Origin of the sequence: Aeromicrobium sp. Leaf245 (genome assembly GCF_942548115.1) — a bacterium.
In the GTDB taxonomy this organism is placed as follows: domain Bacteria; phylum Actinomycetota; class Actinomycetes; order Propionibacteriales; family Nocardioidaceae; genus Aeromicrobium.
In genome coordinates this window covers 72,231-85,427 of record NZ_OW824151.1, presented here as the reverse complement: position 1 = coordinate 85,427, position 13,197 = coordinate 72,231, and the positions used below count along the sequence as shown (strand labels likewise).

The 13,197-nt window shown below is 73.8% G+C and carries 11 protein-coding genes; 8 read left to right on the top strand and 3 right to left on the bottom strand.

Features of this window, described 5'->3' with window-relative positions; genetic code table 11:
- Positions 1 to 24: 24 nt before the first annotated feature.
- Both NBW76_RS00395 and NBW76_RS00390 read left to right on the top strand, forming a co-directional pair.
- Positions 25 to 1,377: a M20/M25/M40 family metallo-hydrolase gene (locus NBW76_RS00395; protein ID WP_056551906.1), complete on the top strand. Its 1,353-nt coding sequence runs from the start codon at positions 25 to 27 to the stop codon at positions 1,375 to 1,377.
- Positions 1,374 to 2,909 carry an MFS transporter gene (locus NBW76_RS00390; RefSeq protein ID WP_235492837.1) on the top strand — a complete coding sequence of 512 codons (1,536 nt, stop codon included), beginning with the start codon at positions 1,374 to 1,376 and terminating at the stop codon, positions 2,907 to 2,909. The genes NBW76_RS00395 and NBW76_RS00390 overlap by 4 nt, the downstream gene beginning before the upstream one ends.
- Here the strand turns inward: NBW76_RS00390 and NBW76_RS00385 are convergent, their stop codons facing one another.
- Positions 2,910 to 3,746 carry a hypothetical protein gene (locus NBW76_RS00385; protein WP_056551903.1) on the bottom strand — a complete coding sequence of 279 codons (837 nt, stop codon included), beginning with the start codon at positions 3,744 to 3,746 and terminating at the stop codon, positions 2,910 to 2,912.
- Positions 3,747 to 3,851: 105 nt separating this feature from the next.
- On the opposite strand from NBW76_RS00385, the gene NBW76_RS00380 reads away from it, so the two are divergent.
- The 6 genes from NBW76_RS00380 (at position 3,852) to NBW76_RS00355 (ending at position 11,611) form a co-directional block, all read left to right on the top strand.
- Positions 3,852 to 5,333: an aspartate aminotransferase family protein gene (locus NBW76_RS00380; protein WP_056551900.1), complete on the top strand. Its 1,482-nt coding sequence runs from the start codon at positions 3,852 to 3,854 to the stop codon at positions 5,331 to 5,333.
- Complete coding sequence (locus tag NBW76_RS00375; protein ID WP_082480859.1) at positions 5,330 to 6,694, top strand: lysine N(6)-hydroxylase/L-ornithine N(5)-oxygenase family protein; 1,365 nt, start codon at positions 5,330 to 5,332, stop codon at positions 6,692 to 6,694. Before NBW76_RS00380 ends, NBW76_RS00375 begins: the two co-directional genes overlap by 4 nt.
- 41 nt (positions 6,695 to 6,735) lie before the next feature.
- Complete coding sequence (locus NBW76_RS00370) at positions 6,736 to 7,338, top strand: GNAT family N-acetyltransferase (RefSeq protein WP_056551895.1); 603 nt, start codon at positions 6,736 to 6,738, stop codon at positions 7,336 to 7,338.
- Positions 7,335 to 9,182, top strand: coding sequence for an IucA/IucC family siderophore biosynthesis protein (locus NBW76_RS00365; RefSeq protein WP_056551889.1), 1,848 nt, complete (start codon positions 7,335 to 7,337; stop codon positions 9,180 to 9,182). The genes NBW76_RS00370 and NBW76_RS00365 overlap by 4 nt, the downstream gene beginning before the upstream one ends.
- 94 nt (positions 9,183 to 9,276) lie before the next feature.
- A complete protein-coding gene (locus tag NBW76_RS00360) occupies positions 9,277 to 11,076 on the top strand; it encodes a penicillin acylase family protein (protein ID WP_056551886.1) in 1,800 nt (599 codons plus the stop codon).
- Position 11,077: 1 nt separating this feature from the next.
- On the top strand, positions 11,078 to 11,611 hold the full coding sequence (locus NBW76_RS00355) for a GNAT family N-acetyltransferase (RefSeq protein WP_056551884.1): 534 nt from the start codon (positions 11,078 to 11,080) through the stop codon (positions 11,609 to 11,611).
- Here the strand turns inward: NBW76_RS00355 and NBW76_RS00350 are convergent.
- The gene (locus tag NBW76_RS00350) at positions 11,608 to 12,198 is read right to left on the bottom strand and encodes a hypothetical protein (RefSeq protein ID WP_056551881.1); all 591 of its coding nucleotides are present in this window, start codon (positions 12,196 to 12,198) and stop codon (positions 11,608 to 11,610) included. The two genes, NBW76_RS00355 and NBW76_RS00350, sit on opposite strands and share 4 nt — an antisense overlap.
- Positions 12,195 to 13,154, bottom strand: coding sequence for an NADPH:quinone oxidoreductase family protein (locus NBW76_RS00345; protein ID WP_055961164.1), 960 nt, complete (start codon positions 13,152 to 13,154; stop codon positions 12,195 to 12,197). Before NBW76_RS00345 ends, NBW76_RS00350 begins: the two co-directional genes overlap by 4 nt.
- Positions 13,155 to 13,197: the final 43 nt, after the last annotated feature.

The following is a 13,197-nucleotide window of genomic DNA, read 5'->3' as shown; positions in this document are numbered from 1 at the left end:
CCGGCCGCGGGCTAGCGTCGGGGAGTGCATCCTGACGTCGAGGTCCTGCGCGCGACGATCCGCGTGCCCACCGTCGCCGAGCGTGACCCTGACCTGACCGACCCGGCGCCCTTCGACCAGCTGCACGCGCTCCTCGCCGAGCACTTCCCGCTGCTGCACGAGCGGCTCGAGCGGGTCGACCCGGGCGAGGCCGCACCGCGCGCGCTGCTGTGGCGGTGGGCCGGGACGTCCTCGGACCGTCCGGTCGTGCTCATGGCCCACCAGGACGTGGTGCCGGTGACGCCCGACGACCCGTGGACGCACCCCGCCTTCGCCGCCGACGTCGTCGAGACCCCCGAGGGACCAGCGATCTGGGGCCGAGGCACCCTCGACGACAAGGGGCAGCTGGTGGCGATCTGCACCGCCGTCGAGCGTCTGCTCGCCGACGGTCTCACGCCGGCGCAGGACGTGTGGCTGTCCTTCGGTGCCGACGAGGAGGTGTCCGGACCGTCGGCACCCGCGGCGGTCGACGAGCTGCGGCGACGCGGCGTCGAGCCATGGTTCGTCCTCGACGAGGGCGGTGCCGTGGCGGGCCAGGCCTTTCCCGGCGTGGGTGCGCCGGTCGCCGTCGTCGGCGCCACGGAGAAGGGCACCACCACGCTCTCGCTCACCGTCACCGGCCGCGGGGGTCACTCGTCCACGCCCGCGCCCAAGGGCCCGACCGCCCGCCTCGGACGCGCGCTGTGGCGCCTCGACCAGAAGCAGTTCCCGATCAACGTCCCGGGCCCCACGGTCGACCTGCTGCGTCGGCTGGCCGGCCACCTGCCGCTGCCGCTGCGTGCGCTCCTGACCGGCGCCACCCGGACCCCGCCCGGCGTGCTCGGTCGTGCGCTCGTCGCGGCCGGGCCCGAGACCGCCGCCATGGTGCGGACGACCATGGTGGCCACCACGCTGTCCGGTGCGCCCGCCCACAACGTCATCGCCGCCCGGGCGCGGGCCGAGGTGAACCTGCGGATCATGCCGGGGGAGAGCGTGGCGTCGGCGCTCGACCACGTGCGCGACGCCGTCGGCGACCGGCAGGTGGCGGTCGACGTGGTCGAGGCCAACGAGCCGAGTCCCCTCTCGCCCACGACCGAGCCCGAGGCCCTGGGTGCATTCGCGCTGCTGGAGCGCACGATCGCCGACGTCTTCCCCGACGCGATCGTGACGCCCTACGTGATGATGGCCGGCACCGACAGCCGCTTCTTCTGCGACATCTGCCCCCGCGTCTACCGGTTCGCCCCGCTGCGGATGAGCAAGGAGCAACGCGCCTCCATCCACTCCTTCGACGAGCACGTGCACGTGGCCGCCTGGCTCGAGGGCGTCGACTGGTACGTCGCGCTGCTGAGGTCGCTGTGAGCACCCCGGCGGGGGTGCCGGGCCGTGGGCGGCAGAGCACCCCGGCGGGAGTGCCGGGCCGTGGGCGGCAGAGCACTCCGGCGGGAGCGCCGGGCCGCGGGCGGCAGGTCAACACCGGCCTGTGGGCGGTGGTCGGCTTCCTCGTGGCCGTCGAGGTCGTGAGCGGCATCCTGCAGGGCTTCTACACGCCGATCTTCTCCGACATCGCGCGTCACCTGGGCATCCGCGACGCCGACGTGAACTGGTTCGAGGCCGCGCAGCTGGTGCTGTCGGCGCTCGCGGTGCCGCTGCTGTCGCGGCTGGGCGACCTGTGGGGCCACCGCAACGTCCTGCTCGTGTCGACGGCGGTCACGGCGGTCGGCTCCTGGGCCCTGGCCTTCGCGCCCGGCTTCTCCACGTTCCTCGTCGGCTGGGCGCTGCAGGGTGCGTACGTGGTGTGGCTGCCCGTGGAGGTGGCGATCATCCACCGCCGCACGGCCGGCTCGCCCGACCAGCACCGCCTCACCCGTCGGTCGGCCGCCTTCCTGGTGGCGGCGCTCGAGACCGGCGTGATCGTCGGTGCGCTCACGTCGGGCGCCCTGGTGGAGTCGACGTCGATGACGGTGCTGCTGTCGCTGCCCGCCGTGGCCGTGACGGTGTGCCTCGCGATCGTGTGGTTCGGCATCGAGCGTGACCGCGGACAGGCGTCGGGCGGGTACGACTACGGCGGGCTCGCGTGGCTCACGGTGACCCTCGGGCTGCTCATGGGCGGGCTCATCGCCATCCGGCTGATGGGCGTCGGCTCCCCGGTCCCGTGGTCGCTCGTCCTGCTCTCGTTCGCGGCGCTCTCCGTGCTCGTCCGGTACGAGCAAGGGCTGGCCGCCCGACCCGAGGACGGGGTCGCTCCGCTCATCGACGTTCACACGTTCGTCCGCGCGGCCCAGTGGCCGGTGCAGCTGACCGCGTTCCTGTTCGGCATGTCGGTGCTGGGCGCGCAGATCCCGCTGTCCACCTTCGCGCGGACCGATCCCGACGTCGCGGGCTTCGGCCTCGGTGCGTCCGCGGCCTTCGTGTCCACGCTCATCGGCGTCTACGTCGTGACGATGGTGGTGGGTGCCCTGCTCCTGCCGGTGCTCTCGCGCACGCTCGGCCCGCGCGGGGCGATGGTGGCGGGCTGCACCGTCGTCGGTGTCGGCTACGGGCTGTTCCTGCCGCTGCACGACACGACCACCCAGACGCTCACCAACATGGGCGTCGCCGGCGTCGGGTCCGGGCTGCTCGTGGCGGCGCTCCCGGCCGCGGCCGCTGCAGCCGCGCCGCCGGAGGCCACCGGCTTCGCGACCGGCATGACCAACGCGACCAAGACGGTGGGTGGCGCGATCGCGTCGGCCGTGTTCGCCATCGCCCTGGCGTCGACCGGGTCGATCGACGACCCGACGCTCGGCACCGCGCCCCTCTCGGGCTACCTGACCGTGTGGGCCGTGTGCTCGGTGAGCGCCTTCGCGGCCGCCGTCGTGCTGACCCTGACCCGCAGGACGTCCGAGACGCGGTGACTAGGGGGCCTGGGCGCCGATGGGGTTGGGGTAGGTGATGGCACCGGCGGCGACCACGGCGCGGGCGGCGGCGACCAGGTCGGACTCCACCGACACCGCGTGCGCCGTGGCCTCGGTGTCGAGGGCGGCGTCGACGGCACGGTCCGTGGCGTCCTCGAGGCGCTCGCGGGCGGCCCGGCCGGTGTCGGTGGGTGCGCCGTCGGCGTCGACCCAGCCGCGACGGCGCAGGTCCTCCAGCGCCTCGGCCCACTCGTCCTCGGTCCAGCCTCGGACCGAGCGCTGACGCTCCGGAGCCCGGCCGAGCGCCACCTGCAGGGCGTTCGAGGCGGCCCCGCCGAGACCGGCGGTGACGAGCACCGACACGTGGGCGTCGCCGCGCAGCTCGCGCAGCACGCTCGCGTGGCGCCACAGGGCACCGACCGCGTCGTCGGGCACGGCCAGCGACGACTCGGCCGCGGCCAGCGGCTTCCCCGCGAGGTCGGCGCGACCGACCACCTGCGCGAGGCGCGCGGCCAGACGCTCGACGTCGTGCCCGGCGAGGGCGGGACCGAGCACGTCACGGGCGATCGCGAGCCGCTCCGCCAGCACCGCCTGCGGGTCGGCCATCCGCCACGCGTCGGGGACGGCCCGCTCGACGAGTCGCGGGGCGAAGCCGTGGAAGGTGGCCACGACCACTGCGGCGGCGGGAGTGCCGAGGGCGCCGGCGCGCGAGGCGGCGTAGCCCATCCAGTAGCCCTTCAGCCCCAGGGACTCGTAGCGGGACTGGGCATCGGGGGCGAAGTAGACCACGGAGTGCAGGGCCTCGATCGAGCGCCAGAAACCGGTGAGCGGGTGCACGGGCGTCTCCGAGGGGTGAGGTGTGACGTGGCTCCCAGCAGGTTGCCGGGGCGGTCCGGGTTTGCTTAGGTAAGGCTTGCCTACACGATCTTCGGGGGAAGGAGCATGGTGGACGACCACCTGTTCAGCCCGGCCAACGCCGAGCACTATGCCACGACCATGCGCGCCGGGCTCGACGTGCTCACCGAGCACCTCGGCAGCGTCCGGACGCCCTTCAGCGGTCGCTCGGTCACCGACGTCGCACGCGCCGTCGACGCCGTCGACCTGGACCGGCCCGTCGACGTCGACGCCGCGCTCGCCGAGCTCCGCGACGTGTACCTCGACGACGCCGTCTGGTTCCACGACCCCGGATACGCCGCCCACCTGAACTGCCCCGTGGTCGTCCCGGCGCTGCTGGCCGAGCTCTTCGTCTCGGCCGTGAACTCCTCGCTCGACACCTGGGACCAGAGCGCGGGCGGCACGCTCATCGAGCGCCGGCTGGTGGACTGGACCGCCGGACGCATCGGGTTCGCCGTCCCCGCCGAGGGCGGGACCGCCGATGGCGTGTTCACGTCGGGCGGCACGCAGTCGAACCTGCAGGCGCTGCTCATGGCACGCGGCGAGACCTTCCTGCGCGGCCACGTCGACCCGGGGCTCGCCTACGCCGACTCGCTCGCTCGCTTCCGGGTGTTCTGCTCGGCCGACGCGCACTTCAGCGTGCAGAAGTCGGCCACGATCCTCGGCCTCGACGCCGACGCGGTGGTGCCCGTCGACGTCGACGCCCGGCATCGGATGGACCCCGTCGCCCTGGAGCGGGCGCTGCACGACTGCCTCGCCCGCGGCCTCGTCCCCATGGCCGTGGTCGCCACGGCCGGCACGACCGACCTGGGTGCGATCGACCCGCTCGGTGCCGTCGCAGACCTGTGCACCGAGCACGGCGTGTGGATGCACGTCGACGCCGCGTACGGGGGTGGTCTGCTCGCGTCGCCTCGACGTCGGCACCGGCTCGACGGCATCGAGCGGGCCGACTCGGTCACCGTCGACTTCCACAAGACGTTCTTCCAGCCCGTGAGCGCGAGCGCCGTCCTGGTGCGCGACACGGGGGTCCTGCGGCACGTGACCTACCACGCCGAGTACCTCAACCCGCGGACGGCCGACCTGCCGAACCAGGTCGACAAGAGCCTGCAGACCACCCGCCGGTTCGACGCGCTCAAGCTCTGGCTCACGCTGCGCGTCATGGGTGCCGACGCGATCGGGCAGGGCTTCGACACCGCGATCGACCTCGCCCACGCGACGGCGGACTGGGTCCGCGAGCAGGACGACCTGCAGCTGCGGGCCGAGCCCGAGCTGAGCACCGTCGTGTTCCGCTACCGGCCCGACGGCCTCGCCGACGACCTCGCCGACGACCTCAACCCCCGGATCCGGCGCACCCTCTGGGGCGACGGTCGCGCGGTCGTCGCCGGCACGAAGGTCGACGGGCGGGCGTGGCTCAAGCTCACCCTGCTCAACCCGGCGGCCACGCTCGACGACGTCGTGGCCGTGCTCGAGCGGGTGCGCTCGACCGGTGAGGACCTGCTCGAGCTCGACCGCGAGGAGGTCGACGCATGACTGTGCCGGATCGCCGCCCACGGCCCGGCACCCCCGCCGGGCGGGGCCGGCAGGAGGTCCTCGACTTCGTGGCTGTCGGCGCCGGACCGTTCAACCTCGGACTGGCCGCCCTCGCCGAGCCCACCGGCCTGCGGGGCGTGGTGCTGGAGTCCCGCGACGACGTGTCGTGGCACGCGGGCATGATGCTGCCCGAGGCCACGCTGCAGGTGCCGTTCATGGCCGACCTCGTGACCATGGCCGACCCGACGTCGCCCTACTCGTTCCTGGCCTACCTCAAGCAGGTCGGGCGGCTGTACCCGTTCTACATCCGCGAGAGCTTCTACCCGCTCCGCCGCGAGTACGACCGCTACCTGCGCTGGGCCGCCGAGCGGCTGCCCGTGCGCCTGGGTCACCACGTCCAGTCGGTCCGCCGCGACGGCGAGCTGTTCACGGTGACCGCCTTGACGGCCGACGGCCCCACCACGCTGACGGCCCGCCACGTGGTGCTCGGCGTGGGCACGCGTCCGCACGTGCCCGACGCGGCGCGCGCGCTGCTCGAGGGTGGGCACGGTGGGACCGTCGTCCACACCGCCGACTACCTGCCGCGCAAGGAGGCGCTCCAGGCCACCGACTCCATCACGGTCGTCGGCAGCGGGCAGAGCGCCGCCGAGGTGTACCGCGACCTGCTGGAGGACGCCGGGCGGTGCGGCTACCACCTCACGTGGGTGACCAGGTCGCCGCGCTTCTTCCCGATGGAGTACACGAAGCTGACGCTGGAGATGACGTCGCCGGAGTACACGGCGTACTTCCAGGCGCTGCCGACGCAGGTCCGCGACCGGCTGGTCGGCGAGCACAAGCCGCTCTACAAGGGCATCAGCGGCGACCTCGTCGACGACATCTACGACACGCTCTACCGGTTGAGCGTCGACGGCCCGGTCACGACCGACCTGCTGGCCGGCACCACGCTCACGTCGGCGTCGTGGGACACGCAGGCGGGTCGGGTCGGCCTGGAGCTGCGCCACGACGAGACCGACGTGCCGTTCCGCACCACCACGGCGTCGCTCGTGCTGGCCACCGGGTATCGGGCCGGCCTGCCCGACCTGGTGGAACCGCTGCACGACCACGTCAGGTGGGACGAGCGCGGCCGGTACGCCGTCGCGTCGGACTACACGATTGACGCCGACCACCGGGTCTTCGTGCAGAACGCCGAGGAGCACACGCACGGCTTCGTCGCCCCCGACCTGGGCATGGGGGCCTTCCGGTCGTCGGTGATCGTCAACGCGATGGCGGGCCGGGAGGTGTACCCGGTGGAGGAGCGCATCGCCTTCCAGACGTTCGGGGCACCCGCCGACGACCGCGCCCTGTCGGGGGTGGACCGATGAGGCCCGGGTCGATGAGGCCCGGATCAATGAGGCCCGGATCGATGAGGATCGGGCTGGAGCCGCTCGACGTCGACCGCCACGCCCCGCTGCTGCACGCGTGGGTGACCCACCCGCGGTCGGTGTTCTGGATGATGCAGGGCGCGAGCGTCGACGACGTGCGACGCGAGTACGCCGACATCGTCGCGAGCCCCCACCACGACGCCTGGCTGGGCCGGACCGGCCCCGGCGGGGGTGCCGGGGCGTGGCCGGCAGAAGGTACCCCCTCGTTCCTGGCCGAGACCTACGACCCGGCGCACTCTCCCCTGGCGTCGATCCACAGGACGCAGCCGGGCGACCTCGGCATGCACGTGCTGGTGGCGCCGACGGACACGCCGGTGCACGGCTTCACGGCGGCCGTCTTCGCGGCCGTCGTGCGGCACTGCTTCACGCTCCCGGGCCACGACGGCGTCACGACCCGCCGGGTGGTGGTGGAGCCCGACGCCCGCAACGCCGCCATCCACGACCTCAACGCCCGCGCCGGCTTCGTGGCCGAGCGCGAGATCGACCTGCCCGACAAGAGGGCGCTGCTGAGCACCTGCACGGCGGAGGGCTTCGCCGCCAGCGAGCTCGGCGCGACCGACGACCCGACGGGAGACGTCGCATGACCCCCACCGCCCTGCTGGAGACGCCACACATCCTCGACCCCCAGGCCCTGGACACCGCCGACCACCTGGAGCCGGTGACGCTCGAGCGCGCCCAGCGTCGGCTCGTCGCGAAGGCCCTGGGCGAGCTCACGCACGAGCGCCTCCTGTCGCCCGAGCCGGTGGCCGATGCGGGGGGCTGGTGGGAGGTGCGCACCACCTCCTCGACGTGGCGGTTCCACGCCCACGTGCACGAGCCGGAGCACTGGTCGGTCGACCCGTGGTCGGTGCTGCGGTCCGACGACTCCACCGAGGGGGGCGAGGCGACGCTGCCGGTCGACGTGCTCGAGCTGGTGGCCGAGCTGCACGACGAGCTCGGCATCCCCGACCACCTGGTGGCGGTGTACTTGGAGGAGCTGAGTGCCACGCTCGCGGCGGCGTGCTGGACCGACACCCACCACGCGCACACCGTCGAGGACCTGCTCGACGCGGACCTCGCCACGGTCGAGGCCGCCATGCACGAGGGGCATCCCGCGTTCCTCGCCACGAACGGTCGGATCGGGTACGGGCTCGACGACTACCGCGCGTTCGCGCCCGAGACCGGCAGCGACGTGCAGCTGGTGTGGCTGGGCGTCCGCCGCGAGCACGCCGTGCTGGCCCTGGGGGAGGGCCTCGACGAGGACGCGCTCTACGCCGACGAGCTCGACGCGGACCAGCGCGACGCCTTCGACACGCGGCTGCGCGACCTCGGCCTCGACCCCCGCGACTACCTCCTGGTGCCGGCGCACCCCTGGCAGTGGACGAACAAGCTGGCCGTGACCTTCGCGGCCGACGTCGCCCGACGTGACGTGGTGCCGCTCGGCACGAGCCGCGACGCCTACCGTGCGCAGCAGTCGGTGCGGACGTTCCTCAACGTGACCGACCCGTCGCGCATGTACGTCAAGACGGCGCTGTCGGTGCAGAACATGGGCTTCATGCGGGGGCTGTCGCCGCACTACATGCGCGGCACGCCCGCCATCAACGACTGGGTGCACGCCCTCGTCGAGGACGATGCCGAGCTGCGTCGGTGCGGGTTCACGGTGCTGCGCGAGCGGGCCGCCGTCGGCTACACCGGTGGGGTCTACCAGCGCGTGGCCGTCGCACGCCGCGGGCCGTACCAGAAGATGTTCGCCGCGCTGTGGCGCGAGACGCCGCGGCTCGGGGCAGGGGAGCGGGCCGCGACCATGGCGTCGCTCCTGCACCGCGACCGCGAGGGGCGGAGCCTGGCCGCAGCGACGATCCGGGCGTCGGGGCTGGCGCCCGCGGACTGGGTGCGCCGCTACCTCGACGCCTACCTGCGGCCGGTCGCGCACTGCCTGTGGGCGCACGACCTGGCCTTCATGCCGCACGGGGAGAACCTGATCCTCGTGCTGCGGGACCACGTGCCCGTGCGCGCGGTCATGAAGGACGTGGGCGAGGAGGTCGCGCTGCTCGCGGCCGACGGACCCGAGGCACACCCGCTCGACTCCCTGCCCGAGGCCGTGCAGCGGATCCGGGCCCGGGTGCCGGAGGGCCAGCAGGCGCTGGCCGTGCTCACCGACGTGCTCGACGGCTTCCTGAGGTTCCTCGCGGCGATCCTCGCCGACGACGGGGTGCTGTCGGGAGAGGAGTTCTGGACCGTGGCGGCCGCGTGCCTGCGCGACCTGCAGGCCGACCACCCCGAGCTGGCCGCCCAGCACGCGCGGTACGACCTGCTGGCACCCGACTTCGAGCACTCGTGCCTGAACCGGCTGCAGCTGCGCAACACCCTCGAGATGGTCGACCTCGCCGACCAGGCGCAGTCGCTGCAGCTCGTCGGACGCCTGGCCAACCCCCTCCACGGCCGATGACCCCGGCCCCCACCCCGCGTCCCGAAGGGTTGTCGACGGCTCTCTCGGGCGGGAACCGTCGGCAACCCTTCGGGACGCGGGTCGGGGGTGTGGCGTGACGGTGCTGAGGGTGGAGGCGACGTCGCTGGAGGGGCTGGCGTTCGCGCAGGGTCGGGCGACGGCCGAGGTGTCGCGGGAGCGTCTGCTCGAGGACCTCGCGCACGTGGAGTCGACCACGAGCACGCCGTGGGACGCGTTCTGCGCGCGGTCGCTGCTGGCGCGGACGGCCCGGCGCGCCCACGAGCGGCTCGACGACGAGACGCGGGCGTTCGTCGACGCCTACGCCGCGGGCGTCCGCGCGGGTGGGCTAGACGCCTGGCGTGACTGGACGTCGCTCGGTGTGATGGCCGTGCACCACGCACTGTTCGGCAGCCTCGGCCACCACCTCTGGCGTCGGCACGTCGCGCGGGTGCTCGGACCCGATGCCGTCGGGACGCTCGCGCAGGAGGTGCCGGCCCTCTCGGGCAGCAACGCCTGGGTCGTCGGTGGACGGCGATCGGCCGACGGTCTGCCGCTCGTCGGTGCCGACCCGCACCGCATCGTCACCGTGCCGGGCGTCTACCAGCAGGTGCGGCTCGTCGCCAGGAACGAGGACGTCGACGTCGTCGGCCTCACCTTCCCGGGGGTGCCGGGCGTGCAGCACTTCGGGCACACCGGCACGGTGGCGTGGGCCATCACCAACGCGATGGCCGACACCCAGCAGCTCACCGACGTGTCGGCGCAGGAGCCGCGCGACGTGGTCGACGGCGTCCCGGTGACGGCGCACGGTCCGCTGGTCCTCGAGCACCCGGACGGCTCCGGCGTTGCCGTGCGCACCGTGCCCTGGCTCGTCGACGACCTCGGCCTCGCCGCGCTGCTGCCGCTGCTGCGGGCCCGGTCGGTGGCCGACGTCGACGCCGCGCTCGACCACTGGGTGGAGCCGGTCAACGACGTGCTGGTGGCCGACGTCGAGGGTGCGGTCCTGCACCGCGTGGCCGGCCGGGTTCCTTGGCGCGCTGCCTCGGGGGAGTGGGCCGGATGGGTCGTGCCGCACCGCCGCGAGGTCGGGGCCGACGAGCACCAGGTGACGGCCAACCACCGCCAGGGCGAGCACAGCGCGGCGCTGGCCGACGAGCTCGCCCCGCCGCACCGTGCGCGCCGGCTCGAGCAGCTGATCGACGAGCGCCCCGTGCTCGACGTGGAGCAGGCCGCGGCCCTGCACGCCGACACGCTGCTGCTGCCGGCCGAGCACTGGCAGCGCCGGCTCGCCGGCCTGGACCTCGCAGGCGAGCCCGAGCAGGTGCGCGAGCTGCGTGACCGGATCGTCGCGTGGGACCGGCGCATGGACGCCGACTCGGTGGACGCCGCACTCTTCGCGGCGCTGCGCTCGGCCGCGGTGCGTCGCCTCGTCGAGCACCCGGCGCTCGCCCCGCTGCGGGAGCCGTCGGCAGACCTGTGGACCGGGCCCGGCGAGCTGTTCGCCCCCTGGCTGCGCCCCGAGCCGCGGGTGGCGCTGGCCCTGGATCGATGGCTGGAGACCGCCGGTGTTCGGGTGCCGGGAGTGGACCTGGAGGAGGTCCTGCGCCTGGCACTGCGCGAGGCGGCTCCGCAGCTGTCGGCGCCGACGGCGTGGGGGGACGTGCACACCTTCACCCCGCTCGGCGGGCCGGCCCTTCGACTGGGCGGTGACGAGGGGTGCGTGCTGTCGACGTCGTCGGTGCCGGGCGTCGACGACCGCGTGTGGCGGGGGCCGGTCGCGCGCCTCGTGTGGTGCTTGGCCGACCGGTCCCGCAGCCGGTGGACCGTCCCCGACGACCTGGAGGTGTGGGCCGCCGGGTCCACGTCGCCGATGCAGCCCGACCACGAGGAGCCCTGACATGGCGGAGACGCCCCCCTTCGCGCCCCCCTTCACGCACAGACCCGTCGACCCCGTGGGCGACCTCGACCTGCTGCACGGCTGGGTGACGCAGGAGCGTGCCCGGTTCTGGGGCATGACCGACCACACCCGCGACGAGGTCGGCGAGGTCTACGCCTACCTCGACTCCCTCGGGACGCACCACGCCTACCTGGTCCACGAGCACCGGGCCGACACCGTCCCGGTCGCCGTCTTCCAGACCTACGAGCCCGAGCACGACCCGGTGGGGGAGGCCTACGACGTGCAGCCGGGTGACCTGGGGGTGCACCTGTTCGTGGGCCCCGGGGAGCGTCGGCCGGGCTTCACCGGCTCGCTCGCGAGGTACCTGCTCGGCGTGGTGCTCGAGGATCCGTCGGTGCGGCGCATCGTCGTGGAGCCAGACGTGCTCAACGAGCGGTCGGTGGCCCGGTTCCGTCGTGAGGGCTTCGAGGTCGGTCCCGTGGTCGACCTCGGGCACAAGACGGCGCAGCTCGCGTTCCTCCCGCGTCCCCGCTAGGGCGTGTGGGCGAACGGGTCCCCGGTGGCCGCGTCGTAGAGCTCGACGTCCGACAGCGGGACGGTACGGCGGGAGACGCCGACCTTCGTCCAGGCGAAGCCCTCCGGCGGGTCCTCGCCGACGGCGACCAGGTGCACGCCGTCGACACCGTCCTCGAACGCGGCCACGTAGTCACCTCCACCCGCGTAGCGGGCCCGCAGGCCGACGTGCTGCGCGGGCCGCACGTCGCCGCGGCCGTTGCGCCAGCCGTAGGCGGGGGTGTCGTAGTACGAGACGACTCGTCGTCGACCGTCGGCCTCGAGCCGCCAGAGCTCGGTGCCCGACGGCGCGCGCGTGTCGGTGAGCACGCCGTCGCGCACCTCGACCCCCGGCAGCTCCGGGACCACGAGGAAGTCGACGAACCGACCCGCGCCCGGAGCCGGCGCGGGGTGGCCGAACGCCGCCCGTGCCGCGTCGGCGTCGGCGTAGGTGGCCTCCGCGAGCGGCACGACCGGACCGCCGACGACGTCGAGGCCCGCGAGCATGATCCCGGTGGTCTGCCCCGGGGTGAGCAGCGCGAACCAGCGGCGTCGGGCGGAGTGCGTCACGGGGTAAGCAGCACCTTGCCGGTGGCGCGTCGCTCGTCGATGGTGGCGAGTGCCTGAGCCGCCTCGTCGAGGCCGAACGTGGCGCCGATCGGCGGCGTGAGCGCACCCGACTCCAGGTGCGGGGCGATGGCCGCCCACTCCTGGGCGACGTGCCCGGGACGGGCGAGCGCGTAGGCGCCCCAGCCGACGCCCACGACGCTGAGGTTGTTGAGCAGCAGCCGGTTGACCTTCACCTCGGGGATGTCGCCGGCGGTGAAGCCGATGACGAGCAGCCGGCCGTCCTCGCGGAGGCTGCGCAGGGAGTCGGTGAAGCGGTCGCCGCCCACCGGGTCGACGACGAGGTCGACCTTGCCGGACGCCTTGACCGCGTCGAGGAAGCCGTCGGCCAGCACGAACTCGTCGGCGCCGGCGTCGATGGCCACGGCGCCCTTCTCGGCGGTCGACGTGACGGCGATGACGTGGCCGGCACCGAACGCCTTGGCCACCTGGATGGATGCCGTGCCGACGCCTCCGGCGGCCCCGTGCACGAGCACGCGCTCACCCGGTGCGATCCGCCCGCGCTCGACGAGGGCGAAGTAGGCCGTGAGGTAGTTGAGTGGCACCGACGCGCCCTGCTCGAAGGAGACGGCGTCGGGGAGGTGGAACGTCATGTCGGGCTGGGTGACGGCGTACTCGGCGAACCCGCCCAGCATGCAGAACCCGGCCACCCGGTCGCCGGGGGAGAAGCCGGACCCCTCGGGGGCGGTGACGACCTCGCCCGCGACCTCCGAGCCCGGCACGAACGGCAGCTCCGGCTTGAGCTGGTACAGCCCACGGGTCTGCAGCACCTCGGGGAACGAGACGCCGGCGGCCCGCACCCGCACGAGCACCTGCCCGTCGGCGGCGGTGGGGTCGGGGAGCTCGGTGACCTCGACGGCCGAAGGCCCGTCGAGCGTCGTGATCTGCACGGCACGCATGGCCCGACCCTAGGGCCGCGGAGCACCGCTAAGCAAGCGCTTA

What these genes read in the sequence shown, in the direction of transcription:
- NBW76_RS00380 (WP_056551900.1), top strand. Translation starts at nt 3,852, where the DNA reads ATGGTGGACGACCACCTGTTCAGCCCGGCCAACGCCGAGCACTATGCC.
- NBW76_RS00375 (WP_082480859.1), top strand. Translation starts at nt 5,330, where the DNA reads ATGACTGTGCCGGATCGCCGCCCACGGCCCGGCACCCCCGCCGGGCGG.
- NBW76_RS00370 (WP_056551895.1), top strand. Translation starts at nt 6,736, where the DNA reads ATGAGGATCGGGCTGGAGCCGCTCGACGTCGACCGCCACGCCCCGCTG.
- NBW76_RS00365 (WP_056551889.1), top strand. Translation starts at nt 7,335, where the DNA reads ATGACCCCCACCGCCCTGCTGGAGACGCCACACATCCTCGACCCCCAG.
- NBW76_RS00355 (WP_056551884.1), top strand. Translation starts at nt 11,078, where the DNA reads ATGGCGGAGACGCCCCCCTTCGCGCCCCCCTTCACGCACAGACCCGTC.
- NBW76_RS00345 (WP_055961164.1), bottom strand. Translation starts at nt 13,154, where the DNA reads ATGCGTGCCGTGCAGATCACGACGCTCGACGGGCCTTCGGCCGTCGAG.